Source organism: Rathayibacter sp. YIM 133350, from assembly GCF_037404875.1.
Taxonomy (GTDB): Bacteria; Actinomycetota; Actinomycetes; order Actinomycetales; family Microbacteriaceae; genus Orlajensenia.
Genome location: NZ_JBBELO010000011.1, coordinates 28,801 through 53,026, shown reverse-complemented (window position 1 = coordinate 53,026; position 24,226 = coordinate 28,801). Strand labels below are relative to the sequence as shown.

The following is a 24,226-nucleotide window of genomic DNA, read 5'->3' as shown; positions in this document are numbered from 1 at the left end:
CTCCGCTCTCCGGGAGGGGATGGGAGAGCCCTGCCAAGGGTTCAGAGCACATGGATGGCGCAGGCGCGCCAGCGGGAGTCCAGGCCCTCCAGACGGATGGCGACGGCGCGGGAGCGACCGCGGCCGTGCACCATGACGACGGCTTCCACGGCACCGTCGCGTGGTTCGTCGATGATGATGGTGCCGATGGAGATGTTCGGCCGGCTGGGGGACTGACCGCGTAAGGACCGTGCGCGGGCGGCCAGCACGACCCTCTTGAGCAGGTGCTTGTACACGTCGTCGGTGACCCAACGCGCCAGCTGCTCGACCTCCCGGGCGCCGGCCAGCACTTCCATGACGCAACGGGTGAGGTTGGCCAGAAGCGGCCGCGGGTCGGGCAGTTCGTTGGTCGAGGTCGGCTGCGGGGCGAAGAACTCGTCGGCGGTGAGGTGCTCGGCCGCGCCCGCGGAGGGGATCGGCCACCTGGCTGTCGCATCGCTCGTCATCGCGCACTCCGCTGGTCATCGGGTGGAGCGGCCGTGACCCCCGAGAGAGGGCCGTTCCATGCGTGCGACTCAATCATGAGTTCGGCTCATCTGTCCAGCACCTGATCAGGTTGTGGATAATCGCAGCGGTCAGGGCTGCTCAGGCCCTAGCGTTCCCTCATGCGCTGGGACGAGCTGTTCGATGACCTCGAGGGCCAGCTCGAACAGGAGCTGCGCGCCGACGAGTCCGATCACCGCGTCGAAGAGGAGCGCCTGCGCCTCGGACGGCTGCTGCTGCGCGATCGCATCATGGTGCTCTCCCGCACGCCGTCCACCGGCGCGGTCCCGGCCGTGCGCTTCGAATTGCTGGGGGGAGCCACCCTGACCGTGCGCCCGACGGCATTCGGGAGGGACTGGCTGGCCGGAGACGTGCTGGACGGCTCGCCGTGGCATCCGCAGTGCGTACTGCCGCTGGCCGCGGTCGCCTCGGTCGTGCTGGATCGCAGCCAGGTGGACCCCAGCCTGGAGGCCGCCCCGAGCGACGCCCGGCTGCGGATCATCGACCGGATGGGGCTGCCCTTCGTGCTGCGCGACCTGTGTCGCCGGCGCAGCGCGGTCGAGGTGATGACGGCCGGCGGTGCCGTGCACGGAACCATCGATCGGGTCGGACGCGACCACCTCGACCTGGCCGTCCACGAGGCCGGGGTGCCGCGGCGTGATCGCGCCGTGCGGCAGTACCGGCTCGTTCCGCTGGAGCAGGTGCGTCTCGTCCGGCTCGCGGGCTGAGTTCGCGGCCCCCGCTACTCCTCGGGAGGCTGCGGCGGGCGCAGGATGCGTCCCCCCGAGAGCTCGGGGATGTTGCCGAAGTCTGAGCCCTCCCACAGCGCGATGCGGCGGGCCTCCTCGTACTGCGCCTCGATGTAGGACTCGAACACCACCCGCTCGACGCGCCAGGCGCCCGCCACGCGGATGCCGGGCAGCTCGCCGGAGCGCACGAGCGCCTCGGCCTCGTCGACGGGGATCTTGAGGATCTCGGCCACGTCGGCGAGCGTCAGAAAGCGCGCGAGCGCGTCGTCACCGGGAACGGGGGCCATGTACCCCATTATCCCCGTCGATTGTGAGCAACTCTCGCGGGCGCACGGGGTGTGGATAACTTCTGCGACCGTCACCGGATCGATGCACGATGGTGCTGAGGAGAGGTGGTCGCATGGCGAGGGCGCGCGGCGGGGGAGCACGATCGTTCTGGATCGACCCGCGCTTCCTCATCGGGATCGGCCTCGTGGTCGTGTCGGTTGTCGGCGTCTGGGCGACGATCGCGGCCTCCGACGAGACCACCGACGTGTACGCGGCGCGCACGGCGCTGACCGTCGGCGACCGCATCGACGACGGCGACCTGGTCATCGCGCACGTGCGGCTGGGCGACACGGCCGAGAAGTACCTCGGCACCAGCGCCGTCCCCGCGGAAGGCCTCGTCGTCACGCGTTCCGTGCTGGCTGGCGAACTCGTTCCCCTCACCGCCGTCGGCGAGAAGGGCGCCGAGAACCTCACCACGGTCGTCGTCGCGGTCAAGGGTGCTCTGCCCGCATCCGTCTCCGAGGGGGCGATCGTCGACCTGTGGTCCGCGCCGGCACTGGAGCAGTCCGAATTCGGTCCGCCGGCCGTGCTCGTGCCGTCGGCCTCGGTGGCACGCATCGAGCAGTCCGACGGGCTGATCGCCGACGGCCGTTCCGTGGACGTGGAACTGGTCGTGCCGCGCTCGAAGGTGGCACTCGTGCTGCAGGCCGTCGCCGGCGGCGACGCCCTCTCCGTGGTGCCGGCGGGCTGAGGCGTGGCGGCACTCGTTCTCATCATCGACCGGCACACCGAGGACCGGCTCATCGCCGACGTCATCGAGCACGGCCATCGGGTTCTCGCACGGTACGACACCGCGCGCGAGTTCATCGGGGCGACGGATGCGGCGGGCGCGGACACCGCCCTCGTGAGCGCCGCTCACGAGACCCTCACCCGTGCGCTCATCGAGGAGGCCGATGGGCGCGGGATACGGCTCCTCGTGCTGGCGGCGAACTCCTACGAGCGTCGGCACGCGGCCGAGTTGGGGCTCTACGACGTGCTCGACGCCGGTGTGCGCTGGGAGGAGATCGAGGAGGCGCTGAGCGTTCTCACCGCCCCGGCCATGTTCACCGCGTCGCAGCCGAGCTCTGCCGTGCCGGGCGTGATCGCGGTGTGGGGATCAGCAGGCGCACCCGGACGCACGGCGCTGGCCATCACGATCGCCGCCGAACTGGCTGCGGCGGGCAGGCGCGTGGTGCTCGTGGATGCCGACAGCTACGGGGGCACCGTCGCCCCCATGCTCGGCATGCTCGACGAGGCACCCGGATTCGCGGCAGCCTGCCGACTCGCCGCCGCCGACGCGCTCACCCTCGACGAACTGGATCGGGTGTGCCAGCACCATCTCTCACCCGGCGGCGAGTTCCGCGTGCTCACCGGCATCGCGCGCGCTGCGCGCTGGCCCGAACTCGGGGGAACACGCGTCTCGGCGGTGCTGCGCGCGTGCCGCTCGTGGGTCGACACCGTCGTGATCGACACGGGTTCCAGCCTCGAGAACGACGAGGAGATCTCGAGCGACCTGTTCGCACCGCGCCGCAACGCCGCGACGCTCGCCGCCCTGGAGGCCGCCGACAGGGTCGTCGCCGTCGCCGCAGCCGATCCCATCGGCCTGCCCCGCTTTCTGCGGGCCTACGGAGACCTGCTCGAGGTGGTCGGTGCGACACCGGTGGACGTCATCGTGAATCGGGTGCGCGCGAGCGCCGTGGGCATGGATCCCGTCGGCCAGGTGCGCACGACCCTGCGCCGATTCGGTGGGATCGAGCCGGTGTGTCTGGTGCCGGAGGATCAGCGCGGCTTCGACGCCGCCGTGCTGGCCGGCCGCACGCTGCGGGAGGAGGCTGCGAAGTCGCCCGCCCGCGCCGCTCTGGTTCGGTACGTCGCCGAGGCGCTGCTGCCGCCTTCGGTTCCGCTCAGCCGGCGCTCGCGGCGCCGCGGAGCCACCCGGCCCGCGCGCGAGTCGGTCTCCGTGGGCTGACGCGACCCGACACCGCCGCCGCGCCCACCCGCCGCGCCGGACGATACGCTGGGGGACGTGTCGACGCTCAGTGATCTCGTTCTCGCTCAGGGCCGCAGCTCCCAGCCCGACGTCGACTGGCTGCATATGCTCGTCGCCGACGGCCAGCTCATCGCGGACCTCGCCTTCGCCGACATCGTGCTCTGGGTGCCCGCAGACGAGGGCAGCTTCGTCGCGGTCGCGCACGCCCGCCCGTCGAGTGCTGCGACGCTGTTCTACCGTGACTTCGTGGGCCAGCAGATCCGGCCGGAGTGGCTCGCCCAGGTCGACGAGGCCTTCCAGACGGCGTCGATCGTGGACTCCCACGCCCCGGCCTGGTACGAGGAGACGCCGACCCGAGTGCGTGCGGTCCCTGTCATGCGCCGACTCTCGGCCAGTGGCCCGCAGGTCACTGCCACTCCCATCGCCGTGCTGACCCGGCACACGAATCTCAGCGAGACCCGCGCCGCCAGCCGGCAGGAGCTCACCTTCAACGAGTGCGCGAACGACCTGTTCGAGATGATCGCATCGGGAGACTTCCCAGACCAGGGCGCCCCCACGGGACCACGCCGGGGCGCGCCGCGCGCATCCGATGGCCTCATCCGCCTGGATGTGGACGGCATCACCACCTTCGCCAGCCCGAACGCGCTCTCGGCCTTCAACCGGATGGGCTTCGCCGACGAGCTCGAGGGCGTCTCACTCGCCGAGGTGACGACGACGCTGCTCACCGGCAATCTCGTCGTGGACGAGTCGCTTCCCCTCGTCGTGACGGGACGCGCTCCCTGGCGCACCGATATCGAGGCCCGCGGGGTGACGGTCTCATTGCGCGCGATCCCCATCCGCAACCACGGTGAACGCGTGGGGGCCATCGTGCTGTGCCGTGACGTGACCGAGCAGCGCCACCAGGAGCGTGAGCTGATCACGAAGGATGCCACCATCCGCGAGATCCATCACCGGGTCAAGAACAACCTGCAGACCGTGGCGTCGTTGCTGCGCATCCAGGCGCGCCGCACCCACTCCGAGGAGGCCCGTGAGGCGCTGACCCAGGCGATGCGTCGCGTCGCCGCGATCGCTGTCGTCCACGACACGCTCTCAGAGGGACTGGCGCAGAGCGTGGACTTCGACGCCGTCTTCGACCGGGTGCTCATGCTCATCGCAGAGGTCGCCTCCAGCCACAACACCACGGTGCACCCCAAGTCCGAGGGCAGCTTCGGCGTGCTTCCGAGTGAGTACGCGACCCCGTTGGCCCTTGCACTGACGGAACTCGTCACGAACGCCGTTGAGCACGGGCTCGCGGGTCAGGAGGGCGACGTCGAGATCACCGCGACGCGCACCGACGACACGCTCAGCGTCAAGGTGCGCGACACCGGCTCTGGCCTTCCCGAGGGCAAGGTGGGATCGGGTCTCGGCACCCAGATCGTGCGCACGCTCATCCAGGGGGAACTGAGCGGAACCATCGACTGGCACACGATCCTCGGCAGCGGAACCGAGGTCACCATCGAGATTCCGCTGCGCTGGCTCGCCCCCGTCTCCGAGAGCTGAGCGAGGGGACGTGACATGAACAGGGTGGGCGGAGCGTGATAGCGGTGCCCCAGACCCTGTTGTCGGGTGTCATGCTGCCTCTTCACTACCTTGAGAGGTCGCAGCGGCCGGGAACGTTCGTGGTGAGCGAGATCAGTGTCGAGGGAGCCGGTGTTCGCGTTGTCGATGTAGCTTCCAGGGAACACGATTTTCCCGTCGACATCGACGCGGGAGAACTTTTCGAGGCTCTAGCCCCTTCGGTGCCGCGGTTGTCGCCACCGCGATCGGCCGACGAAATCAGCCGCGGTCCGGGACTATGGGAAGTGGACGTTTGGTCCAGTTGGACGATGCTTCACTATGCGCTTTGCATCGCAGAATCGCGTTTGCGGGAATTCGATCCCCCGGTCGCTATCGTGAGCGTCCGTCGATACCAAGAGCGGGCGATGATCCTGCTCACCGACGAAACGCGTATGGGGGTGTACACGCAGCCGTTGAACACCACAGCTATCGATACCGGGTTCGACGCTGGTTTCGCTTTCATGACTCGGTCATCGGAGGTGACATGGGTGTAGACGGCTTGAGATCGCAGCGCCAAATGAGGCCAACCGACGACAATCCGCTGCGGCCCTGGTTTCTTCCGCGCTGCCCGGAAACGTGCGTGGTTTCGGACTATGGCGCGAGCAGCTGAGTCGTCGTCTCCATGAGCTCAAGGAGAGTCTTCAGTGCGACGCTCACATTCGCATCCTCACCGTGACATGACGAACGCCCGCCTCGAACGAGGCGAGCGTTCGGTGATTCAGGAGGCGCGGCGGGCGCGCGCGGCGCGGCGCTTGAGGGCGCGGCGCTCGTCTTCGGAGAGGCCTCCCCAGACGCCCGAGTCCTGGCCGGTCTCGAGGGCGTACTGCAGGCAGATCTCGGTGACGCTGCAACGGGCGCAGACGGACTTGGCCTTCTCGATCTGGTCGACGGCCGGACCGGTGTTTCCCACGGGGAAGAAGAGTTCGGGGTCGGCAGTGAGGCAGGCGGCCTTGTCGCGCCAATCCATGGGGGTGCTCCTTTGTTGCAGTGGTGCATGGCCGATAACGGCGAGAAATGCAGCGGGGTGAAGGTCAAGCAGCAGGAAGTAAGCTCAAGAGAGCGCAGCTCACGTCCCTGTGAGCAAAACTTGACCTCGACAATGGTCGCATAGCAGGTGCGTTGGTTCAATAGTTTTGTATGGGATAACGCTGTGAGTGATGGGCCTGTTCGGGGGGCAACCGACGTGAGCGACGCACCCGTCCCCAACCGTGTCCTCGTGTGGGTGCTGCGCATCGTGCTGGTCGCAGAGGCCGTGCTGGTCGTGGGCGTCGCGGTGTGGTTCCTCATGGAGTTGCTGACGGCGACGCCAGCCTCGTTCGCGAGCGCCGTCGCGATCTTCGTGATCCTCGTCATCGCCGCCGTCTTCGTGTGCGCGATCGCCGTCGGCGCAGCCCGAGGAGCCTCGTGGATCCGCGGCGCCGCCTTCACCTGGCAGCTCATCCAGCTCGCGATCGCCGTCGGGGCGTTCCAGGGGCTCTACGCTCAGCCCGCCATCGGCTGGGCGCTGATCGTGCCTTCCGTGCTCGTCATGGTGCTGCTGGTTCTGCCGACGGTGCGCGTCGCATTCGCCCCCGCCCCGTCGGTCGCCGACGAGGGCTGAGGCGAGCGAACGCTCAGTCCAGCCCGAGCTTGCGGCGCAGCATCGCGACGTGGCCGGTGGCCTTGGCGTTGTAGAACGCCAACCGGATGCTGCCTGTCGGGTCGATCACGAAGGTCGAGCGCAGCGTGCCGGTGAGCACGCGGCCGTAGCTGTTCTTCTCGCCCCAGGTGCCGTAGGCGCGGTGGGTGTCGAGGGACTCGTCGGAGAGCAGAGGGAAGGTGATGTGCTCCTGCTCCCGGAAGCGTCGCAGCACCTCGGGCGAATCCTTGCTGACGCCGATCACGCGGTAGCCTGCGCCCGCGAGCGAGGCGAGATTGTCGCGGAAGTCGCACGCCTGGGTCGTGCATCCCGGGGTCATGGCCTGCGGATAGAAGTACAGGATGACCGATTCGCCCGCGAAGTCCGTGAGCGAGACGCGCCCGCCGTCGTCACTCTCGAGGGTGAATGCGGGGGCGGTGTCGCCCGGTTCCAGGCGCAGGGTCTCGTCGGTCATGCTCCCCAGCCTAGGAGCACTCGCCGCCCAGCACTCGCCGCCCACTGGCCGCGTCTCAGTACGTCGGGCGCTCCGAGAAGGTCTGCAGCAGCCGCTGCAGGGAGTCGAGCCGTGCGGGCCCGCTCTCGCCGAGTTCACCGGCCTCGACCGCCTCGATGATGGCGCAGTCGGGGGCGTCCGCCAGGTGGGTGCAGCCGCGCGGGCAGTTCTCGGCGACGACGGCGAGGTCGCCGAAGGCCTTGAGGATGTTGTCGGGGTCGACGTGACCGAGTCCGAAGGAACGCACCCCCGGGGTGTCGATGACCCAGCCGTCGCCGAGCGGAGTGTCCAGGCGCAGCGAGATGGTCGACGAGGAGGTGTGCCGGCCGCGACCCGTGACGGCGTTCACGACGCCGATGGCGCGGTCGGCTCCCGGCACGAGGGCGTTCACGAGTGTGGACTTGCCGACGCCGGAGTGACCGACGAACACCGTGTCGTGCCCGACGAGCGCTGCGGTGATCTCCTCGAGCGGGATCTCTCCCTTGCGCGAGGTGAAGACACGCAGGTCGAGGCCGGCGAAGTTCGCCAGGAACGCGGACGGATCGGCGATGTCGGTCTTGGTCACGCAGAGCATCGGAGTGATGCCGGCGTCGAAGGCCGCCACGAGGTACCGGTCAACGAGCCGGATGCGGGGCTCGGGGTTGGCGGCGGCCACCACGATGAGCATCTGGTCGGCGTTTGCGACCACGACCCGCTCGACCTCGTCGGTGTCATCGGCGCTGCGGCGCAGCAGCGTCGTGCGTTCCCGGATGCGCACGATGCGCGAGAGGCTGCCCTCATCACCCGAGGCATCGCCGACGATGTCGACCCGGTCCCCGGTCACGATGGCCTGCTTGCGCAGTTCACGGGCGCGGGTGGCCGTCACCTCGCGCTCCTCGGGCGTTCCCTCGGCCACCAGCACGGTGTAACGCCCCCGGTCGACGCCGAGCACGCGGGCGATGAGGGCCTCGCGATGTTCCGGACGCACCTTCGTGCGCGGTCGGTTGCCCTTGGGATTGGGGCGCACCCGCACGTCGGCCTCGTCGAACTCCGGCTCGTCCTCGTCGTCGTCGCTCTCCCACCAGCTCATAGGCCGAGTTGGAGCGGGTCGATCGACGGGCTGATGCGGGGGGACAGCATCCCGTGCCAGAGCTGGGGGAACTGGGGGAGGGTCTTGGCGGTCGTGCCGATGTCGTGCACGTCGACACCGGGTACCGCAAGGCCGATGATCGCGCCGGTGGTCGCCATCCGGTGATCGGCGTAGCTGCGCCAGACGCCTGCGTGAAGCGGTGCGGGCTGTATCTGCAGGCCGTCGTCGAGCTCGGTCACGCTGCCGCCGAGGCCGTTGATCTCGGCCGCGAGCGCCGCCAGCCGGTCCGTCTCGTGGTGGCGGATGTGACCGATGCCGGTGAAGGTGCTCGGGCCCTCGGCGAGGGCGGCGAGGGCCACGAGGTTCGGCACCAGTTCGCCTGCCGTTGAGAGGTCGAGCTCGACCCCTGTGATGCGTCCGGTTCCCGAGACGATGACCGTGTCGCCGTCGCGCTCCACGCGGGCGCCGAACAACGGCAGCAGCCTCAGCAGGTCGTCTCCGACCTGGGTCGTGGTCGCCGGCCAACCGGGGATGCGCACGGTGCCGCCGGCCACGAGCGCCGCCGCGAGGAAGGGCGCCGCGTTGGAGAGGTCGGGTTCGATGGCCACGTCGCGACCCTCGATGACGGATGGGGCCACCCGCCAGAAGCCGGGCTCGGGCTGACCGACCTCGACTCCGCGGGCGGCGAGCGTCGCGACCGTCATGTCGATGTGCGGCTGGCTCGGAAGGCGTTCGCCGCTGTGGCGCAGTTCCAGCCCATCTTCGAAGCGGGCGGCGGCGAGCAGGAGTCCTGACACGAATTGGCTCGAGGCGGAGGCGTCGATCTCGAGCGCGCCGCCGCGGATGGTGCCGGTGCCGTGAACGGTGAAGGGGAGGGTTCCGCGGCCGTTGTCGTCGACGTCGACGCCGGCGGCGCGCAGGGAGGAGATGGTCGTGGCCATGGGACGGCGCCGCGCGCCCTCGTCGCCGTCGAAGGTCGTCGGTCCCAGTGCGAGCCCGGCCACCGGCGGGAGGAAGCGCATGACCGTGCCGGCCAGGCCGCAGTCGATGGTGGTGGAGCCGGTCAGCTCAGCCGGGGTGACGAGCAGGTCGGGGCCGTAGGAACCGGAGCCGGCGACCTCGTCGATGCGCGTTCCGAGGGAGCGCAGCGCCTGCACCATGAGGGCGGTGTCGCGTGAGTGCAGGGGGGAGCGCAGGCGTGACGGGGAGGCCGCGAGGGCCGAGAGGACGAGTTCGCGATTGGTCAGCGACTTCGAGCCGGGAAGCTGCACCACCGTGTCGATCGGAGCGCCGGCCGTCGGGGCCGCCCACAGCTCATCGCCGCCCTCGGGGCTCCGGTCGCCGTACGGATCGAAGTCCGGTGCGGAATATCGCGAGATCAGCATCGGTTATCACGATAGCCGGTGCACAACTACGAAGGGAGGCCGTCATGGTCGCAGCAGCGCTGACCCGACCCACGCCACCCCTCACATCCGCGCCATGGGAGACGCGGCGGATGCCCGCGTACCGTACTGCGGTCACAGCGCCACCCGTGCTCTCCCTGTCCGAGAGCCTAGGATTACCGGTGATGAACCGGGAAACTGACGACGCAGATCTGGGCCCTCTCTTCGAGCAGCAGGCGCTGCCGTTCATGGACCAGCTGTACGCGGCCGCCATGCGCATGACGAAGAATCCCGCCGACGCGGCGGACCTCGTGCAGGAGACCTTCGTGAAGGCGTTCGCCGCCTTCCGGCAGTTCGAGCAGGGCACCAACCTCAAGGCGTGGCTCTACCGCATCCTGACCAACACGTACATCAACACCTACCGCAAGAAGCAGCGGGAGCCCTACCAGGGCACCATCGACGAGCTCGAGGACTGGCAACTCGGCGGCGCCGTCTCGACGACCGCCATGTCGAGCCGCTCCGCGGAGGCCGAGGCCATCGACCACCTACCCGACAGCGCGGTCAAGGATGCGCTCCAGGCCATTCCCGAAGACTTTCGCCTCGCCGTCTACCTCGCTGATGTCGAGGGCTTCGCCTACCAGGAGATCGCCGACATCATGAAGACCCCCATCGGCACCGTGATGAGCCGTCTGCATCGTGGCAGACGGATGCTTCGCGAATCACTCGCCGAATACGCCGCGGAGCAGGGCATCGGACTTGCCGCTGCCCCCGCTGAACCCAGGAGCAGGAAATGACCGACTGCGGTTGTGACAAAGCACGTGCGGAACTCGAGGAGTACCTGCACAACGAGTTGTGCCGTGAAGACGCCCAGGACATTCGTGAGCACCTCGAGCACTGCCCCGATTGCACGAACGAACACCACGTCGGAGCGGTGCTGACGGTCGCGGTGCAACGCGCCTGCCGCGAGATCGCCCCCGAGGAACTGCGCGTGCAGGTGCTCTCCTCCATCCGCGAGTACCAGGCAACGCACTGATCTCGGCAGCTGGCTGACTATTCGCCAGCTGCTGACTAACTCGGTTAGCATTGCAGGGTGAGCCACCCCTCATCCACCCCAGCCCCCGCATCCGTGGAGCACGGCAGTGAGCCGCACGAGCACCTGCGGCGGCGCCCGCCGCGTGTTCCCCGCTGGCTGCGGGTGCTCCTTCCCGCGGTGCTCATCCTCATCTGGTTCGCCCTCTTCGGCGCCGGAGGGGCATCCTTCGGCGGTCTGAGCGACGTCGTCGAGAACGACCAGTCACAGTTCCTGCCGGCGGATGCCGAGGCAACGCGGGTGCAGAACCTGCAGTCGGACTTCCGCACGGGAGACACGATCCCGGCCATCGTGGTGTACGCCCGCGACGGCGGGCTGAGCCAGGCCGACACCGCAGCGATCGACGCGGACGCCACGGCGTTCCAGGCGGTGGATGGGGTGGCCGACGACGGCGTCTCGCCCGCGGTCACGAGCGAGGACGGCGCGGCCGCAGAGGTCTTCGTGCAGATCGAGAGCGGCGCCGAGGTGAAGACCGTCGTCGACGACCTGCGGCAACGGGTGGCCGAGACGGAGGGCGACGGCCTGACGGCGGCCGTCACCGGTCCGGCCGGCTTCACGGCGGATCTCTCCAACGCCTTCGGAGGCATCGACGGCATCCTGCTCGGGGTCGCCCTGGGCGCCGTCTTCCTCATCCTCATCGCGGTCTACCGTTCACCGCTGCTGCCGATCATCGTGCTCGGAACGAGCATGAGCGCGCTCTGCGCCGCCGTTCTCGTCGTCGTCGCGCTCGCCAGGGCCGACGTTCTCGTGATCAACGGCCAGACGCAGGGCATCCTCTTCATCCTGGTGATCGGCGCTGCGACGGACTACTCGCTGCTCTACATCGCCCGGTTCCGCGAGGCGCTGCATGCCGTCGAGGGCAAGTGGGCCGCGACGCTGGCCGCCCTCAAGGGCGCGTGGGAGCCGATCCTGGCCTCGGGCGGCACGGTCATCGCCGGCCTGCTGATGCTGCTCGTGAGCGAACTGAACTCGAACAAGATCCTCGGGCCGGTGGCCGCGATCGGCATCGTCTTCTCGTTGCTCGCGGCGCTGACCCTGCTTCCGGCGCTCCTGCTCTGGGCAGGCCGGGTCGCCTTCTGGCCGGTGCGTCCGCGGGTCGGCGCCCACACCGCCCCCGACGATGTCGTCGGCCGCCGCGGCCTGTGGCCCGCCGTCGCCCGATTCGTCTCCGGCCGCAGCCGGCTGGTCTGGATCGGCTGCGTCGTCCTTCTCGGCGTGCTCGCCCTCGGGCTGACGCAGCTGAAGGCCGACGGCGTTCCGGCGAGCGACTTCGTGCTCGGGCAGTCCCAGGCCCGCGACGGGCAGAAGCTGCTCGGCGAGCACTTCCCGGCCGGGTCGGGAACGCCAGCGGTCATCATCGCGCCGAAGGACGACCTGCAGGATGTGGCGGACGCCGCCCTCGGGGTCGAGGGCGTCGAGTCGGTTGCGGTGGCGTCCTCAGACTCCCCGGCCGGATCCCTCCCGGTCACGGAGGACGGCATCCAGCCGCTCGGTCCGCCGGGCGCGCCGGCAGGGGAGCCCACGGTCGTCGACGGCAACGTCGAACTGACCGCGACGCTCGCCTACGCGAGCGACTCGGATGCCGCGGAAGAGGTGGTGCGCGCGCTGCGGTCGCAGTTCGCGGGCGCTTCCGACGAGGTGCTCGTCGGCGGTCCGACGGCCGTGGCCCTCGACACCAAGACGGCGTCCATCCACGACCGGAACCTGATCATCCCCCTCGTGCTGGCGGTGATCCTCGTCATCCTCATGCTTCTGCTGCGGGCGATCGTGGCGCCGTTGCTGCTCATCGGCACGGTCGTGCTCTCGTTCGCGGCCGCGCTCGGGGTCTCGGCGGTGGTGTTCAACGAGGTGTTCCGATTCCCCGGGGCGGACCCCGTCGTGCCGCTCTTCGGCTTCATCTTCCTCGTGGCGCTCGGCGTGGACTACAACATCTTCCTCATGACGCGGGTGCGGGAGGAGAGCGCGGCCCACGGCGCCCGGGACGGCGTGCTGCGCGGGCTCGTCGTCACGGGAGGCGTCATCACCTCGGCCGGGCTCGTGCTCGCCGCCACGTTCGCCGCCCTGGGGGTGCTGCCGATCCTCTTCCTCGCGCAGATCTCGTTCATCGTCGCCTTCGGCGTGCTGATCGACACCTTCCTGGTGCGCTCGCTGCTCGTACCGGCGCTCGCCTACGACATCGGCGCGCCGATCTGGTGGCCGTCGAAGCTTCGGAGAGGCCTCAGCCTCAACCGATCGTGAGGGCGCTCCGGATGATCTCGGCCTGCTCGGCGGCGTGCCGCTTCGACGAGCCGGCGGCGGGGGAGGCGGATGCCGGCCGCGAGATGACGCCGACCGGGCGCGGGCCCAGCTTGCTCGTCTCGAGGATGAAGTACGGCCAGGCGCCCTGGTTCTCGGGCTCGTCCTGCACCCAGTAGAGCTCCGCGTTCGGGTACTGGTCGGCGGCGGCCTTCAGCTCCGCACCGGGCAGCGGGTAGAACTGCTCGACGCGCACGAGGGCGACCTCGGGGTTCGGGTTCTTCTCGAGCTCGCTGCGCAGGTCGTAGTAGATCTTTCCCGCCAGGAACAGCACGCGCTTGACCGCGGCCTTGTCGGTGATGCGCGCGTCGTCGATGACCGGCTCGAACTTGCCGTTCGTGAAGTCGGCGACCTCGCTCGTGGCACCGCGCAGGCGCAGCATCGACTTCGGCGTGAAGACGACGAGCGGACGACGTGGGCGCTGGTAGGCCTGGCGACGCAGCAGGTGGAAGTACGACGCGGGCGTCGAGGGGCGGGCGACGGTCATGTTGTTCTCGGCGCACAGCTGCAGGAAGCGCTCGATGCGTGCAGAGGAGTGGTCGGGCCCCTGGCCCTCGTAGCCGTGCGGCAGCAGCAGCACGACGCTCGAGCGCTGGCCCCACTTCTGCTCGGCAGAGGAGATGAACTCGTCGACGATGGTCTGCGCCCCGTTGACGAAGTCGCCGAACTGGGCCTCCCAGAGCACGAGGGCGTCCGCCCGCTCGACGGAGTAGCCGTATTCGAAGCCCATGGCCGCGTACTCGCTGAGCAGCGAGTCGTAGATCCAGAAGCGCGCCTGGCTGTCGGAGAGGTTGGCCAGAGGCAGCCACTCCTGCCCGTTGACGCGGTCGTGGAGCACGGCGTGGCGCTGCACGAAGGTGCCGCGCCGGGCATCCTGACCCGCGAACCGCACCGGCGTGCCCTCGACGAGAAGGGAACCGAGGGCGAGCAGTTCGCCGAAGCCCCAGTCGATGCCGCCGTTGCGGCTCATCTCGGCACGCTTGGCGAGCAGTTGGCCGAGCTTGTTGTGCACCGTGAAACCGGCCGGCTTGTTGTTGAAGGCATCGCCGATGAGGTGCACGACGCGCTCGGAGACGCCCGTGGTGTCTGGCTCGCCCGCGGCATCGCCGGAGTCGGACTCGATGGCCGGTATCGAGGAGGTCTGGGCGGCGTGCGTCTCCAGGAAGGCGCGCTCGAGGCGGTCCTGGAAGTCGGCGTGCGCCTGCTCGTACTCCTGCTCGGTGATGTCGCCGCGACCGACGAGGGCCTCGGTGTAGAGCTTGCGCACGCTGCGCTTGGCCTCGATGAGGTTGTACATCAGCGGCTGGGTCATCGAGGGGTCGTCTCCCTCGTTGTGACCGCGACGGCGGTAGCAGACCAGGTCGATCACGACGTCGCGGTGGAACTCCTGGCGGTACTCGTAGGCGAGGCGTGCGACGCGGACGACGGCCTCGGGGTCATCGCCGTTCACGTGGAAGATCGGCGCCTGGATGGTCTTGGCGACGTCGGTCGAGTAGATCGAGGAGCGGCCCTCGGTGGGCGGCGTGGTGAAGCCGACCTGGTTGTTGATGTTGACGTGGATGGTGCCACCGGTGCGGTAGCCGCGCAGCTGCGACATCTGCATGGTCTCGACGACGACGCCCTGGCCGGCCATGGCCGCATCTCCGTGGATGAGGATGGGCAGCGTCGAGAAGGTGCCGATGGGCTTGCGGTCCTGCTTGGCCCGCACGATGCCCTCGAGCACGCCGTCGACGGCCTCGAGGTGCGACGGGTTCGCCGCCAGGTAGACGCCGAGCTCCTCGCCACCGGCGCCCACGAAGGTGCCCTCTGTGCCGAGGTGGTACTTCACGTCTCCCGAGCCCGCTCCGGCCATGTGGCCCTCGAACTCCTGGAAGATCTGGCCGTAGGTCTTGCCCGCGATGTTGGTCAGCACGTTCAGCCGGCCACGGTGGGCCATGCCGATGGCGACCTCGTCGAGGCCGTCGGCGGCAGCGCCCTGCAGGATCTCATCGAGCAGTGCGATGGTGCACTCTCCGCCCTCGAGGCTGAAGCGCTTCTGGCCGACGTACTTGGTCTGCAGGAACGTCTCGAACGCCTCGGCCTCGTTGAGCTTGCCGAGGATGCGCATCTGCTCGTCGTGCGTGGGCTTCTCGTACTTGCGCTCCACCTTGTCCTGGATCCAGGTGCGCTGCACCGGGTCCTGGATGTGCATGTACTCGATGCCGATGGTGCGGCAGTAGGAGTCGCGCAGCACGCCGAGGATGTCGCGCAGCAGCGCCTGGCGCTTGTTGCCGAAGCCGCCGGTGACGAACTCGCGATCCAGGTCCCAGAAGGTGAGCCCGTGGCTGGCGATGTCGAGGTCGGGGTGCGAGCGCTGCACGTACTCGAGCGGGTCGATGTCGGCCTGCAGGTGGCCGCGAACGCGGAAGGCGTTGATGAGCTCCTGCACGCGCGCCGTCTTGTCGACGGCCTGCATCGTGTCGACGCTGATGTCGGGTGCCCACTCGATGGGAACGTACGGGATGCGCAGGGCCGAGAAGATGTCGCTGAAGAAGGTGCGCTGGCCGGTGAGCAGCTCGTGCACGATCTTCAGGTACTCGCCCGAGCCGGCGCCCTGGATGACGCGGTGGTCGTACGTGGAGGTCAGGGTGATGGTCTTGCCGATGGCCAGGTCGGTGAGGGTCTTCTCGCTCGCCCCCTGGAACTCGGCCGGGTACTCCAGCGCGCCGGCGCCGATGATGCAGCCCTGGCCGCGCATGAGGCGAGGAACCGAGTGCACCGTGCCGATGCCGCCGGGGTTGGTCAGCGAGATCGAGGCGCCCTTGAAGTCGTCGGCCGTCAGCTTGTTCTGGCGCGCGCGGCTGACGAGGTCCTCGTAGGAGGAGAGGTACTCGGCGAAGGTCATGGTGTCGGCGCGCTTGATCGCCGGCACGAGCAGCGCCCGCGAGCCGTCGGGCTTCGGGATGTCGATGGCGATGCCGAGGCCGATGTGCGCCGGCTTCACAACGCTGGGCTTGCCGTCGACCTCTTCGTAGTAGACGTTCTGGCTCGGGAACTGCTTGAGCGCCTGGATGAGCGCCCAGCCGATGAGGTGGGTGAAGCTCACCTTGCCGCCGCGGGTGCGGCGCAGGTGGTTGTTGATGACGATGCGGTTGTCGATGAGGAGCTTCGCCGGGATGGTGCGCACGCTCGTGGCGGTCGGCACCGTGAGGCTCTGGTCCATGTTGACGGCGAGGCTCTTCGCCATTCCGCGCAGGGGGAGCACCTCGTCGTGGGCCTCTTCGGGCGGCGTTCCGGCCTGCACCGGCTGCGGGCTCGTGATGGGGACGTCGGCCGGCACGGGCTCGGGCTTCGGCGCGAGCGAGGTGGTGCGGGCGGCCGGCTGGGAGCCGATCACGGGGATGGGGGCGGTGATCGGCCGGGTCTGCGGCGCAGAGTCGGCGGGCGCGGCGGGCGCGGCGGGCGCCTCGACGGACTCGACGGCCGTGGCGGCGGCATCGGATGCGCCGGCTGCGGGCGCCTCGCCGTTCGTGTGAGCGGCGGCCTGCTCCCGAGCGATCACGGCCTGGTGGTAGCTCTCCAGAGTCGGCCACCACGCGGGGTCAACCGAGTTCTTGTCGGAGACGTACTGTTCGTACATCTCATCGACGAGCCACTCATTGGCTCCGAATTCTGCTGCCGTGGCCTCGTCGGATTGTGACCCGGTCAATTGGCTCGACACTGGCGTCGCCCACTCTCTCCGTTGATTCTTCGCTCCGCGCGCCGCGACCTCCCACGGGTGGGCGCGCACGTCATCCAGCTTAATCCCGTTTGGGAGCACACACGGTCATTCCCGAATCCCCGGCGATGCAACGGGAGGATTACGGTTAGCAGCATGGAGTTCTATCAGACGACGCCGACGCACGATCTGACCTACTCCGATGTGTTCCTCGTGCCGAGCCGGTCCGCCATCGCGAGCCGATTCGACGTCTCGCTCGCTCCGGGCGACGGTACCGCGGCGAGCATCCCGATCGTGTCGGCGAACATGAATTCGGTCACCGGTCCTCGACTGGCGGCCACGCTCGCCCGGCGCGGCGGACTCGGGGTGCTGCCCCAGGACATGAACCTGCAGGAGCTCGACGAGGCGATCCGCTGGGTGAAGGACCAGTCGGTGGCGTTCGACACGCCGCTCGTGCTGGGGCGTCATGAGACGGTCGCCGACGCGCTGCTGCTCGTGCCGGCCGTCGAAGGGCACGGCATCGTGGTCGTCGATGACGATGACCGCTTCGCCGGCTGCATCCCCGCCGCACGGCTGGCCACCGCACTTCCCGACGCCCGACTGGGCGACCTGCTGCACGGCCGGCTCGCCTCGCTCGACGCCGATGACGTCGACTCGCCGCGCCGCGCCTTCGAGCTCATGAACGACGCCGGGCTGGAATTCGCGCCCGTGCTGCACCACGGCGAGATCGTGGGAACCCTCAGTCGCAGGAGCGCGCTGCGCGGCACGATCTACACGCCCAACCTCGACGCCTCGGGCCGGCTGGCCGTGGCGTGCGCCATCGGCATCAACGGCGACGTGGCCGCGAAGGCGCGCGCGTTCGCGGCGGCCGGAGTCGACGTTCTGGTCATCGACACGGCACACGGTCACCAGGAGGGCATGCTGCGTGCCATCCGCACCGTGAAGGACCTCGGACTCGGCCTCCCCATCGTCGCGGGCAATGTCGTGACCGCCGACGGCGTGGCCGACCTCGTGGATGCGGGCGCCGACATCCTGAAGGTGGGCGTTGGGCCCGGCGCCATGTGCACCACCCGCATGATGACGGCCGTCGGCCGTCCGCAGTTCTCGGCGGTGCTCGAGACCGCCACGGCGGCGCGCGAGAAGGGCGCCCACGTCTGGGCAGACGGCGGAGTGCGCTACCCGCGCGACGTGGCGCTCGCCCTGGCGGCGGGTGCGGCATCCGTCATGATCGGATCGTGGTTCGCGGGCACCATCGAGGCGCCAGGACAACTCGCGACCGACGGCGTCGGCCGGCTCTACAAGGAGAGCTGGGGCATGGCGTCGACCAAGGCCGTGCGCGAGCGCTTCGGCCGGCTGGACGCCTTCGAACGGGCGCGCAAGGAGCTCTTCGCCGAGGGCATCTCGTCGAGCCGCATCTACCTGGACCCGCTGCGTCCGTCTGTCGAGGACCTGCTCGACATGATCACGGCGGGCCTGCGGTCCTCGTTCACCTACGCGAGCGCCGGCAGTATCGCCGAGTTCCGTGAGCGCGCCCGCGTCGGCATCCAGTCGGCGGCGGGATACGAAGAGGGCAAGGCCCTTCCGGTCAGCTGGTAGGCCTTTCCGCACTGCGGATGCCGCCGGCTGCTCCGTTATGATGGGCTCAGCATGGATGACCCTCCCAGTAGCAGCCACAGACCTCCGCCCGTGACTCCCGGGGGTGCCGCAGATGTATGAGTGGATCATGCTCGGCATCGGCATCGTCCTGACCGTGGGCACGGGCTTCTTCGTCGCCAGCGAGTTCGCTCTGGTCAACCTCGACAGGGCCGACCTCGAGGCACGGCGGGATCGCGGGGAGACCCGCCTCGGCATGATGATCGGCGCGCTCGCGCACACGTCGACGCACCTCTCGAGCGCGCAGCTCGGCATCACCCTCACCACCCTGCTGACGGGGTTCACCATGGAACCCGCCATCAGCACGCTGCTCGCCGGCCCGTTCACCGCCTGGGGCATACCCTCCGGCGTCATCATGCCGGTCGCGACCATCATCGCGGTGACGATCGCCACCCTGCTCTCGATGATCCTCGGCGAGCTCATCCCCAAGAACCTCGCGCTCGCGGTGCCGTTGGCGACCGCGCGCGTCGTCATTCCCTTCCAGGTCGTCTTCACCGCCGTGTTCAAGCCCGCCGTGCTGCTGTTGAACGGCAGCGCCAACGGACTGCTGCGCATGGTGGGAGTCGAGCCGAAGGAGGAGCTCTCGGGAGCACGCACCGCCGAGGAGCTCTCGAGCCTCGTGCGCCGTTCGGCGAGCGCCGGCGTGCTCGAGCGTGACACGGCCACGCTCCTCAGCCGCACGCTCACCTTCTCCGACCACACCGCATCCGATGTCATGACTCCTCGACCCCGGCTGGTGAGCGTGCAGAGGACGGACTCGGCGGCCGCGGTGCTCGACGCCGCCGCCCGCAGCGGCCACTCGCGCTTCCCGGTGATCGATGAGGACATCGACGACGTCGTCGGCATCGTGCACATCAAGCAGGCCGTGGCCGTTCCGCGTGCGCGCCGCGCCGACGTACCGGTGTCCGCGCTGCAGTCCGAGGCGCTCAGGGTGCCCGAGACGATGAAGCTCGACACCCTGCTCGGCGAGTTGCGGGGCCGCGGATTCCAGATGGCCGTCGTCGTCGACGAGTACGGCGGCACGGCCGGCGTCGCGACGCTCGAAGACCTCGTCGAGGAACTCATCGGCGAGGTCGCGGACGAGCACGACCGCTCCCGGGCCGGCATCGTGCGGCGACCCGACGGCATCACCTTCCCCGGCATCCTGCGCCCCGACGAGCTTCGGGAGAGCACGAGCCTCGTCGTGCCCGAAGACGGTGCCTACGAGACGGTCGCCGGATTCGTGATGGCCCAGCTGGGTCGCCTGCCCGTCGTGGGAGACACCGTGCCGATCGATGGCGGAACGCTCGCGGTGGCACGACTCGAGGGGCGCCGCATCGACCGGCTGCGCTTCGAGCCCGAAGCCCCGCAGCAGACGGATGCGGTCGACGCGGCCGAGAGGACCCTGCGATGAACGACTGGATCGGCATCCTCTGGCTCGTCGTGCTGCTCGCGGTCAACGCGTTCTTCGTCGGCAGCGAGTTCGCGGTGATCTCCGCTCGGCGCTCGCAGATCGAGCCCCTCGCCGAGAAGGGCAGCATGCGGGCCAAGACGGCGCTGTGGGCGATGGAGCACGTCACCCTCATGCTCGCCGCCTGCCAGCTCGGCATCACGGTGTGCTCGCTGATCATCCTGAACGTCTCGGAGCCCGCCATCCACCACCTGCTCGAGGGGCCGCTGCACCTCACCGGCTGGTCGGAGCAGGTCATCGGCACCATCGCCTTCCTCATCACCCTGCTGCTGGTGTCGTACCTGCACGTCGTGCTCGGCGAGATGGTGCCGAAGAACCTGTCGTTCTCGGCGCCCGACACCGCCGTGCTGCTGCTGGCGACACCGCTCGTGGGCATCGCCCGCTTCTTCCGGCACGTGATCGGCGCGCTGAACGCCATCGCGAACGGCGCCGTCAAGCTGCTCGGCATCGAGCCCAAGTCAGAGGCGAGCTCGACCTTCACCCTCGAGGAGGTCGCGACGATCGTGGGGCAGTCCCAGCGCGAGGGCGTGCTGCAGGACCGCACCGGCGCCCTGAACGCCGCGTTCGAGTTCACGACGAAGAAGGTGAAGGACGTCGCCGTTCCGCTGAGCGAGGTCATCAGCCTGCCGCAGGCCCTGACGGCCACTGACCTGGAGCGTGCGGTCGCCAAGCACGGCTTCTCGCGCTACCTCGTGGTCGATGCTGCCGGCTCGGCGATCGGCTACCTGCACCTGAAGGACGTCATCGACCTCGACCTCGTCGACGACGGCCACTCGCCCGAGGAGGCGGTGCCGACGAAGCGCATCCGGCAGCTGGCCTCGATCTTCGAGGGCACCGACCTGGAGGACGCGCTCGCGGCCATGCGGCGCAGCGGCGCGCACCTCGCGCAGGCGTTCGACGCGGAGGGGCGCACCACGGGTGTGCTCTTCCTCGAGGACATCATCGAGGAGCTCGTCGGCGAGGTGCAGGACGCCACCCGGCGCAACTGAGCGTCGGACCGGGGCGTTACCAGCTGCCTCCGGCGGCTGAGGGTCGCGCCCGCACGTACTGCGCCGGCCATAGCCCGGAAGGCTCGACGCCGAGCTCGAAGGCGGCGCGGAGCGCCCAGTGCGGATCGCGCATCATCGCGCGGCCCAGCAGCACCGCATCCGCCTGTCCCGAGGTGAGAATCTGCTCGGCCTGGCGCGGGTCGGTGATGAGCCCGACCGCGGCGACGGGCACGCCGGCCTGCTCGCGCACGTATTCGGCGAACGGCACCTGGTAGCCGGGACCCACCGGGATGCGGGCGCCGGAGATGTTGCCGCCGCTGGAGATGTCGAAGACGTCGGCCCCGGCTTCGTGAGCCCACCGGGCCACGGTGGCGGTCTGCTCGCGGTCCCAGCCACCCTCGGCGTAGTCGCTCGCGGAGAACCGCACGAACACCGGCACCGCCTCGCCGACCTCGGCGCGCACGGCGCGCACGATCTCGAGCAGCAGGCGCGCGCGGTTCTCGAGCGAGCCGCCGTAGTCGTCGGTGCGCCGGTTCGAGAGGGGTGAGAGGAACTGGTGCACGAGGTAGCCGTGCGCGGCGTGCACCTCCACGAGGTCGAAGCCGGCCCGAATGGCCCGGCCGGCCGCACGGGCGAAGTCCTCGACGACAGTGCTGATGCCTGCGGCATCCAACGCCTCGGGAGCGGCGTACTCCCCGAACGCCTGTGTGGATGCCGAGACCGTGACCCACCCTCCCTGGTCGGACGGCATGGTGCCGTGCTGCTCGAATCCCCACTCCGGCCAGACTGAGGCCTTGCGGCCGGCGTGGGCGAGCTGGATGCCGGCGGTCGCCCCCTGCGTGTGCAGGAATGCCGTGATGCGTGCCCACGCCTGCGTCTGCTCGTCGTTCCAGATGCCGGTGTCGTGCGGGCTGATGCGCCCCTCCGGACTCACGGCGGTCGCCTCGGCGAGAACGAGCCCCGCGCCACCGGCGGCGAAGGAGCCCAGGTGCACGAGGTGCCAATCGGTGGGCACGCCGTCGCGCTCGAGCACGGAGTACTGGCAGAGCGGCGGCAGCCAGATGCGGTTGCGGATCTGCGTTCCGCGCACGGTGAAGGGATCGAAGAGGGAAGGCATGCGGCTCTCTGGTTCTACTCGGCGGCGAGCGCGGTCAGGAAGGCGCGCAGTTCGGCGGGCGTGGTGAAGACGTGGCCGGTGATGCCGAGCGCCTGGGCCGACTCGACGTTCTCGGCCTTGTTGTCGATGAAGACCATGGCGTGCGGTTCGATCCCGAGCGCCTCGAGGGCGTGCCGGTAGATCGCCGGGTCCGGCTTGATGAGGCCGAGTTCGCCGCTGACGAAGGCCTGCTCGAAGAGCGGGCCGAGGCTTCCGCTGCGGAAGAAGCTGGAGTAGTCGGGTCCGGCGTTCGAGAGCAGCGCCAGGCGGGTGCCGCCGGCGGCGAGGTCTTCGAGCACAGTCGCCGTCCCCGGGTTGATGCTCAGCCAGCCGGTGAAATCGGTGAGCCAGAGCTGGTGGACGAGCTCGTCGCCGAAGCTGCGGCCGATCGCGTCGCCGACCGATCGCCAGTATTCACGGATGCTGATGCCGCATCGGTCCAATTCCGCCCGCGGCGACCAGTAGGCACTCCAGAACGCGTCGGCATCCGCGGCGGGAACACCGGCGATGTGCAGCAGGGCCCGACGGTTCTCGAGGCTCGGCTCGAGCGAGATGACCTCGCCGTAGTCGAAGACCACGACGCGGCCGGGCAGGGTGATGGGGGAGCGCTGTTCGGGGAGGTCTGTTCCATTCATCTCTCGACAACCTATCGTGAGAGCATGACGCTCACATGGACGGCAGCCCAGGCCCGGGACTGGATCGCCGTGCCCGGTCGAAGCGACGACAAGTACACCCGCGGGGTCCTGGGCATCATCACCGGCTCTCCCGACTATCCGGGCGCGGCCGTGCTCGGGGTGGAGGCGGCGATGCGCACCGGCGTCGGCATGGTGCGCTACGTCGGTCCGAGGGCGGTCCGCGCCGCGGTGCTGCTGCGCCGGCCCGAGGTCGTCACGGGCACCGGCCGCGTGCAGGCCTGGCTCATCGGCTCCGGCATGAACCCGGCCCGGCGCACGTTCCTCGTCGCAGGCGAGATCAAGCAGGCCATGCTCGAGGGGGTCCCCACCGTGCTCGACGCCGGAGCACTCGACCTCATCGGCGATGCCGCCGGTCCGCTCGTCATCACCCCGCACGCGCGCGAGCTCGCCCGGGTGCTCGAGCCCACGCATCCCGACGCCACGGCCGAGGCGATCGCGAAGGACCCGGCGGAGTGGGCCGGCCGCGCCGCGGAGGCGCTCGGCGCCACGGTGCTGCTCAAGGGCTCGACGACGCACGCCGCGCATCCCGGAGCCGACGTCATCGCCGTACCGGATGCGCCGGGCTGGCTTGCGACGGCCGGCACGGGCGACGTGCTCGCCGGCATCCTCGGAGCACTCGTCGCGACGCACTCCGACGAGATCCGCTCGGATGCGGGTGTGGCCCTGCCCGCCCTCGCGGCCACCGCCGCCTGGCTGCACGGCCGTGCGGCGGAGCTCGCGTCGGGCGGCGGCCCGATCACCGCCCTCGACGTGGCCGAAGACGTTCCGCCGACGATAGCGGCCCTGCTGGCCGGCTGAGCATCGGCGTCCCTGAGCCCCGCCCCTTGGGTAGCCGGGCTCAGAAGGGTGGTTCGTCGGTGTCTTTGCTGTATCCGGTGGGGGTGGTGATGGTGAGGGTGCCGGCTTTGTTGCGTTCGTATCGGAACCGGGTTTCGTGTTTGACGGTGTGGCCGGGTTTACAGAGGTTGGCGAGGTTGGTCTCGTCGGTGGGGCCGCCGTATTGCCAGTCGTGGGAGTGATCGATGTCGCACTCTTTGGCGGGCCGGTTGCAGCCGGGTTCCGCGCAGGTGCGGTACTTCAGTCGCAGCCAGTCCCGCATCTCCCGCGTCGGGCGGTAGCGGGTGCGACCCAACGCGAGTTTGATGCCGGTGAACGGGTCGGTGACGATCCGCCGGAAACTCGGCGCCTGAGCAAAGAGAGCGCGGGCGGTGTCATCATCGATGATGCCGTAGCCCTCGAGCGTGGCCGCATCCGCTGCGGCGATCTGCTGGGCAGCCTCCACCCCGGCCTCACGCGCGCCCGTACCGCCGGCACCGTCGGTGCCGATCATGCGCAGGACGGGGACGGTGACGAAGACTTCGGTGCGCACCTGGTAGGGGGTGCCGGCTCCGGTGAGCAGGAGGGTGTCAGATGGTCTGTGTAAGCGGTGAGGTTCGTCCTTAAGGAGAACATCAT

23 protein-coding genes are annotated in these 24,226 nt (G+C 69.4%); 13 read left to right on the top strand and 10 right to left on the bottom strand.

Translation table 11 applies throughout. From position 1 onward, the window contains the following. Positions 1-41: 41 nt before the first annotated feature. Positions 42-485 (bottom strand): Rv3235 family protein, encoded by a 444-nt coding sequence (locus WDJ51_RS01985; protein ID WP_337850746.1) that lies wholly within the window; start codon positions 483-485, stop codon positions 42-44. A gap of 159 nt (positions 486-644) precedes the next feature. On the opposite strand from WDJ51_RS01985, the gene WDJ51_RS01980 reads away from it, so the two are divergent. Then, a complete protein-coding gene (locus WDJ51_RS01980) occupies positions 645-1,250 on the top strand; it encodes a hypothetical protein (RefSeq protein ID WP_337850745.1) in 606 nt (201 codons plus the stop codon). Positions 1,251-1,264: 14 nt separating this feature from the next. On the opposite strand, the gene WDJ51_RS01975 is transcribed toward WDJ51_RS01980, so the two are convergent. Further along, on the bottom strand, positions 1,265-1,558 hold the full coding sequence (locus WDJ51_RS01975; RefSeq protein WP_337850744.1) for a helix-turn-helix domain-containing protein: 294 nt from the start codon (positions 1,556-1,558) through the stop codon (positions 1,265-1,267). Positions 1,559-1,671: 113 nt separating this feature from the next. Between WDJ51_RS01975 and WDJ51_RS01970 the strand changes: the two genes are divergently transcribed. The 4 genes from WDJ51_RS01970 to WDJ51_RS01955 are packed head-to-tail and all read left to right on the top strand — an operon-like array spanning position 1,672 to position 5,657. Continuing rightward, a complete protein-coding gene (locus WDJ51_RS01970; protein ID WP_337850743.1) occupies positions 1,672-2,289 on the top strand; it encodes a hypothetical protein in 618 nt (205 codons plus the stop codon). A 3-nt stretch (positions 2,290-2,292) separates the two neighbouring features. After that, on the top strand, positions 2,293-3,546 hold the full coding sequence (locus tag WDJ51_RS01965; RefSeq protein ID WP_337850742.1) for an AAA family ATPase: 1,254 nt from the start codon (positions 2,293-2,295) through the stop codon (positions 3,544-3,546). Positions 3,547-3,603: 57 nt separating this feature from the next. Then, positions 3,604-5,106, top strand: a complete 1,503-nt coding sequence (locus WDJ51_RS01960; RefSeq protein WP_337850741.1) for a sensor histidine kinase — start codon at positions 3,604-3,606, stop codon at positions 5,104-5,106. A 44-nt stretch (positions 5,107-5,150) separates the two neighbouring features. After that, a complete protein-coding gene (locus tag WDJ51_RS01955; RefSeq protein WP_337850740.1) occupies positions 5,151-5,657 on the top strand; it encodes a hypothetical protein in 507 nt (168 codons plus the stop codon). Between the two features lie 224 nt (positions 5,658-5,881). On the opposite strand, the gene WDJ51_RS01950 is transcribed toward WDJ51_RS01955, so the two are convergent. Beyond that, the gene (locus WDJ51_RS01950) at positions 5,882-6,130 is read right to left on the bottom strand and encodes a WhiB family transcriptional regulator (RefSeq protein ID WP_337850739.1); all 249 of its coding nucleotides are present in this window, start codon (positions 6,128-6,130) and stop codon (positions 5,882-5,884) included. Between the two features lie 216 nt (positions 6,131-6,346). On the opposite strand from WDJ51_RS01950, the gene WDJ51_RS01945 reads away from it, so the two are divergent. Beyond that, the gene (locus WDJ51_RS01945; RefSeq protein ID WP_337850738.1) at positions 6,347-6,763 is read left to right on the top strand and encodes a hypothetical protein; all 417 of its coding nucleotides are present in this window, start codon (positions 6,347-6,349) and stop codon (positions 6,761-6,763) included. Positions 6,764-6,776: 13 nt separating this feature from the next. Here the strand turns inward: WDJ51_RS01945 and bcp are convergent, their stop codons facing one another. The 3 genes from bcp to aroA are packed head-to-tail and all read right to left on the bottom strand — an operon-like array spanning position 6,777 to position 9,749. Next, a complete protein-coding gene (gene bcp, locus WDJ51_RS01940) occupies positions 6,777-7,256 on the bottom strand; it encodes a thioredoxin-dependent thiol peroxidase (RefSeq protein WP_337850737.1) in 480 nt (159 codons plus the stop codon). Positions 7,257-7,311: 55 nt separating this feature from the next. Beyond that, the gene (gene rsgA / locus WDJ51_RS01935; protein ID WP_337850736.1) at positions 7,312-8,364 is read right to left on the bottom strand and encodes a ribosome small subunit-dependent GTPase A; all 1,053 of its coding nucleotides are present in this window, start codon (positions 8,362-8,364) and stop codon (positions 7,312-7,314) included. Further along, positions 8,361-9,749 carry a 3-phosphoshikimate 1-carboxyvinyltransferase gene (aroA, locus tag WDJ51_RS01930; protein WP_337850735.1) on the bottom strand — a complete coding sequence of 463 codons (1,389 nt, stop codon included), beginning with the start codon at positions 9,747-9,749 and terminating at the stop codon, positions 8,361-8,363. The genes rsgA and aroA overlap by 4 nt, the downstream gene beginning before the upstream one ends. Before the next feature lie 182 nt (positions 9,750-9,931). Here aroA and WDJ51_RS01925 point away from each other — a divergent pair, with 182 nt between their 5' ends. The 3 genes from WDJ51_RS01925 to WDJ51_RS01915 all read left to right on the top strand — a co-directional run bounded on the left by WDJ51_RS01925 (position 9,932) and on the right by WDJ51_RS01915 (position 13,074). Then, entirely contained in the window at positions 9,932-10,540 is a 609-nt protein-coding gene (locus tag WDJ51_RS01925; RefSeq protein ID WP_337850734.1) for a sigma-70 family RNA polymerase sigma factor, read from the top strand. Beyond that, entirely contained in the window at positions 10,537-10,779 is a 243-nt protein-coding gene (locus WDJ51_RS01920; protein WP_337850733.1) for a zf-HC2 domain-containing protein, read from the top strand. Before WDJ51_RS01925 ends, WDJ51_RS01920 begins: the two co-directional genes overlap by 4 nt. A gap of 123 nt (positions 10,780-10,902) precedes the next feature. Continuing rightward, the gene (locus tag WDJ51_RS01915) at positions 10,903-13,074 is read left to right on the top strand and encodes an MMPL family transporter (RefSeq protein ID WP_337850872.1); all 2,172 of its coding nucleotides are present in this window, start codon (positions 10,903-10,905) and stop codon (positions 13,072-13,074) included. On the opposite strand, the gene WDJ51_RS01910 is transcribed toward WDJ51_RS01915, so the two are convergent. Then, positions 13,061-16,831: a multifunctional oxoglutarate decarboxylase/oxoglutarate dehydrogenase thiamine pyrophosphate-binding subunit/dihydrolipoyllysine-residue succinyltransferase subunit gene (locus WDJ51_RS01910; RefSeq protein ID WP_337850732.1), complete on the bottom strand. Its 3,771-nt coding sequence runs from the start codon at positions 16,829-16,831 to the stop codon at positions 13,061-13,063. The two genes, WDJ51_RS01915 and WDJ51_RS01910, sit on opposite strands and share 14 nt — an antisense overlap. Positions 16,832-16,984: 153 nt before the next feature. On the opposite strand from WDJ51_RS01910, the gene WDJ51_RS01905 reads away from it, so the two are divergent. The 3 genes from WDJ51_RS01905 to WDJ51_RS01895 all read left to right on the top strand — a co-directional run bounded on the left by WDJ51_RS01905 (position 16,985) and on the right by WDJ51_RS01895 (position 20,920). After that, complete coding sequence (locus WDJ51_RS01905) at positions 16,985-18,424, top strand: GuaB1 family IMP dehydrogenase-related protein (protein ID WP_337850731.1); 1,440 nt, start codon at positions 16,985-16,987, stop codon at positions 18,422-18,424. A gap of 112 nt (positions 18,425-18,536) precedes the next feature. Further along, positions 18,537-19,874, top strand: a complete 1,338-nt coding sequence (locus WDJ51_RS01900) for a hemolysin family protein (RefSeq protein ID WP_337850730.1) — start codon at positions 18,537-18,539, stop codon at positions 19,872-19,874. Continuing rightward, entirely contained in the window at positions 19,871-20,920 is a 1,050-nt protein-coding gene (locus tag WDJ51_RS01895) for a hemolysin family protein (RefSeq protein WP_337850729.1), read from the top strand. The genes WDJ51_RS01900 and WDJ51_RS01895 overlap by 4 nt, the downstream gene beginning before the upstream one ends. 16 nt (positions 20,921-20,936) lie before the next feature. Here the strand turns inward: WDJ51_RS01895 and WDJ51_RS01890 are convergent, their stop codons facing one another. After that, positions 20,937-22,037 (bottom strand): NADH:flavin oxidoreductase/NADH oxidase, encoded by a 1,101-nt coding sequence (locus WDJ51_RS01890; protein WP_337850728.1) that lies wholly within the window; start codon positions 22,035-22,037, stop codon positions 20,937-20,939. 14 nt (positions 22,038-22,051) lie between these two features. Next, positions 22,052-22,711: an HAD family hydrolase gene (locus WDJ51_RS01885; protein ID WP_337850727.1), complete on the bottom strand. Its 660-nt coding sequence runs from the start codon at positions 22,709-22,711 to the stop codon at positions 22,052-22,054. Between the two features lie 24 nt (positions 22,712-22,735). Between WDJ51_RS01885 and WDJ51_RS01880 the strand changes: the two genes are divergently transcribed. Continuing rightward, entirely contained in the window at positions 22,736-23,569 is an 834-nt protein-coding gene (locus WDJ51_RS01880; protein WP_337850726.1) for an ADP-dependent NAD(P)H-hydrate dehydratase, read from the top strand. A 40-nt stretch (positions 23,570-23,609) separates the two neighbouring features. Here WDJ51_RS01880 and WDJ51_RS01875 read toward each other — a convergent pair whose 3' ends face one another. Then, the gene (locus WDJ51_RS01875) at positions 23,610-24,140 is read right to left on the bottom strand and encodes an HNH endonuclease signature motif containing protein (RefSeq protein ID WP_337850725.1); all 531 of its coding nucleotides are present in this window, start codon (positions 24,138-24,140) and stop codon (positions 23,610-23,612) included. Positions 24,141-24,226: the final 86 nt, after the last annotated feature.

What these genes read in the sequence shown, in the direction of transcription:
- WDJ51_RS01985 (WP_337850746.1), bottom strand. Translation starts at nt 485, where the DNA reads ATGACGAGCGATGCGACAGCCAGGTGGCCGATCCCCTCCGCGGGCGCG.
- WDJ51_RS01980 (WP_337850745.1), top strand. Translation starts at nt 645, where the DNA reads ATGCGCTGGGACGAGCTGTTCGATGACCTCGAGGGCCAGCTCGAACAG.
- WDJ51_RS01975 (WP_337850744.1), bottom strand. Translation starts at nt 1,558, where the DNA reads ATGGCCCCCGTTCCCGGTGACGACGCGCTCGCGCGCTTTCTGACGCTC.
- WDJ51_RS01970 (WP_337850743.1), top strand. Translation starts at nt 1,672, where the DNA reads ATGGCGAGGGCGCGCGGCGGGGGAGCACGATCGTTCTGGATCGACCCG.
- WDJ51_RS01950 (WP_337850739.1), bottom strand. Translation starts at nt 6,130, where the DNA reads ATGGATTGGCGCGACAAGGCCGCCTGCCTCACTGCCGACCCCGAACTC.
- bcp (WP_337850737.1), bottom strand. Translation starts at nt 7,256, where the DNA reads ATGACCGACGAGACCCTGCGCCTGGAACCGGGCGACACCGCCCCCGCA.
- rsgA (WP_337850736.1), bottom strand. Translation starts at nt 8,364, where the DNA reads ATGAGCTGGTGGGAGAGCGACGACGACGAGGACGAGCCGGAGTTCGAC.
- aroA (WP_337850735.1), bottom strand. Translation starts at nt 9,749, where the DNA reads ATGCTGATCTCGCGATATTCCGCACCGGACTTCGATCCGTACGGCGAC.
- WDJ51_RS01925 (WP_337850734.1), top strand. Translation starts at nt 9,932, where the DNA reads ATGAACCGGGAAACTGACGACGCAGATCTGGGCCCTCTCTTCGAGCAG.
- WDJ51_RS01920 (WP_337850733.1), top strand. Translation starts at nt 10,537, where the DNA reads ATGACCGACTGCGGTTGTGACAAAGCACGTGCGGAACTCGAGGAGTAC.
- WDJ51_RS01905 (WP_337850731.1), top strand. Translation starts at nt 16,985, where the DNA reads ATGGAGTTCTATCAGACGACGCCGACGCACGATCTGACCTACTCCGAT.
- WDJ51_RS01900 (WP_337850730.1), top strand. Translation starts at nt 18,537, where the DNA reads ATGTATGAGTGGATCATGCTCGGCATCGGCATCGTCCTGACCGTGGGC.
- WDJ51_RS01895 (WP_337850729.1), top strand. Translation starts at nt 19,871, where the DNA reads ATGAACGACTGGATCGGCATCCTCTGGCTCGTCGTGCTGCTCGCGGTC.
- WDJ51_RS01890 (WP_337850728.1), bottom strand. Translation starts at nt 22,037, where the DNA reads ATGCCTTCCCTCTTCGATCCCTTCACCGTGCGCGGAACGCAGATCCGC.
- WDJ51_RS01885 (WP_337850727.1), bottom strand. Translation starts at nt 22,711, where the DNA reads ATGAATGGAACAGACCTCCCCGAACAGCGCTCCCCCATCACCCTGCCC.
- WDJ51_RS01880 (WP_337850726.1), top strand. Translation starts at nt 22,736, where the DNA reads ATGACGCTCACATGGACGGCAGCCCAGGCCCGGGACTGGATCGCCGTG.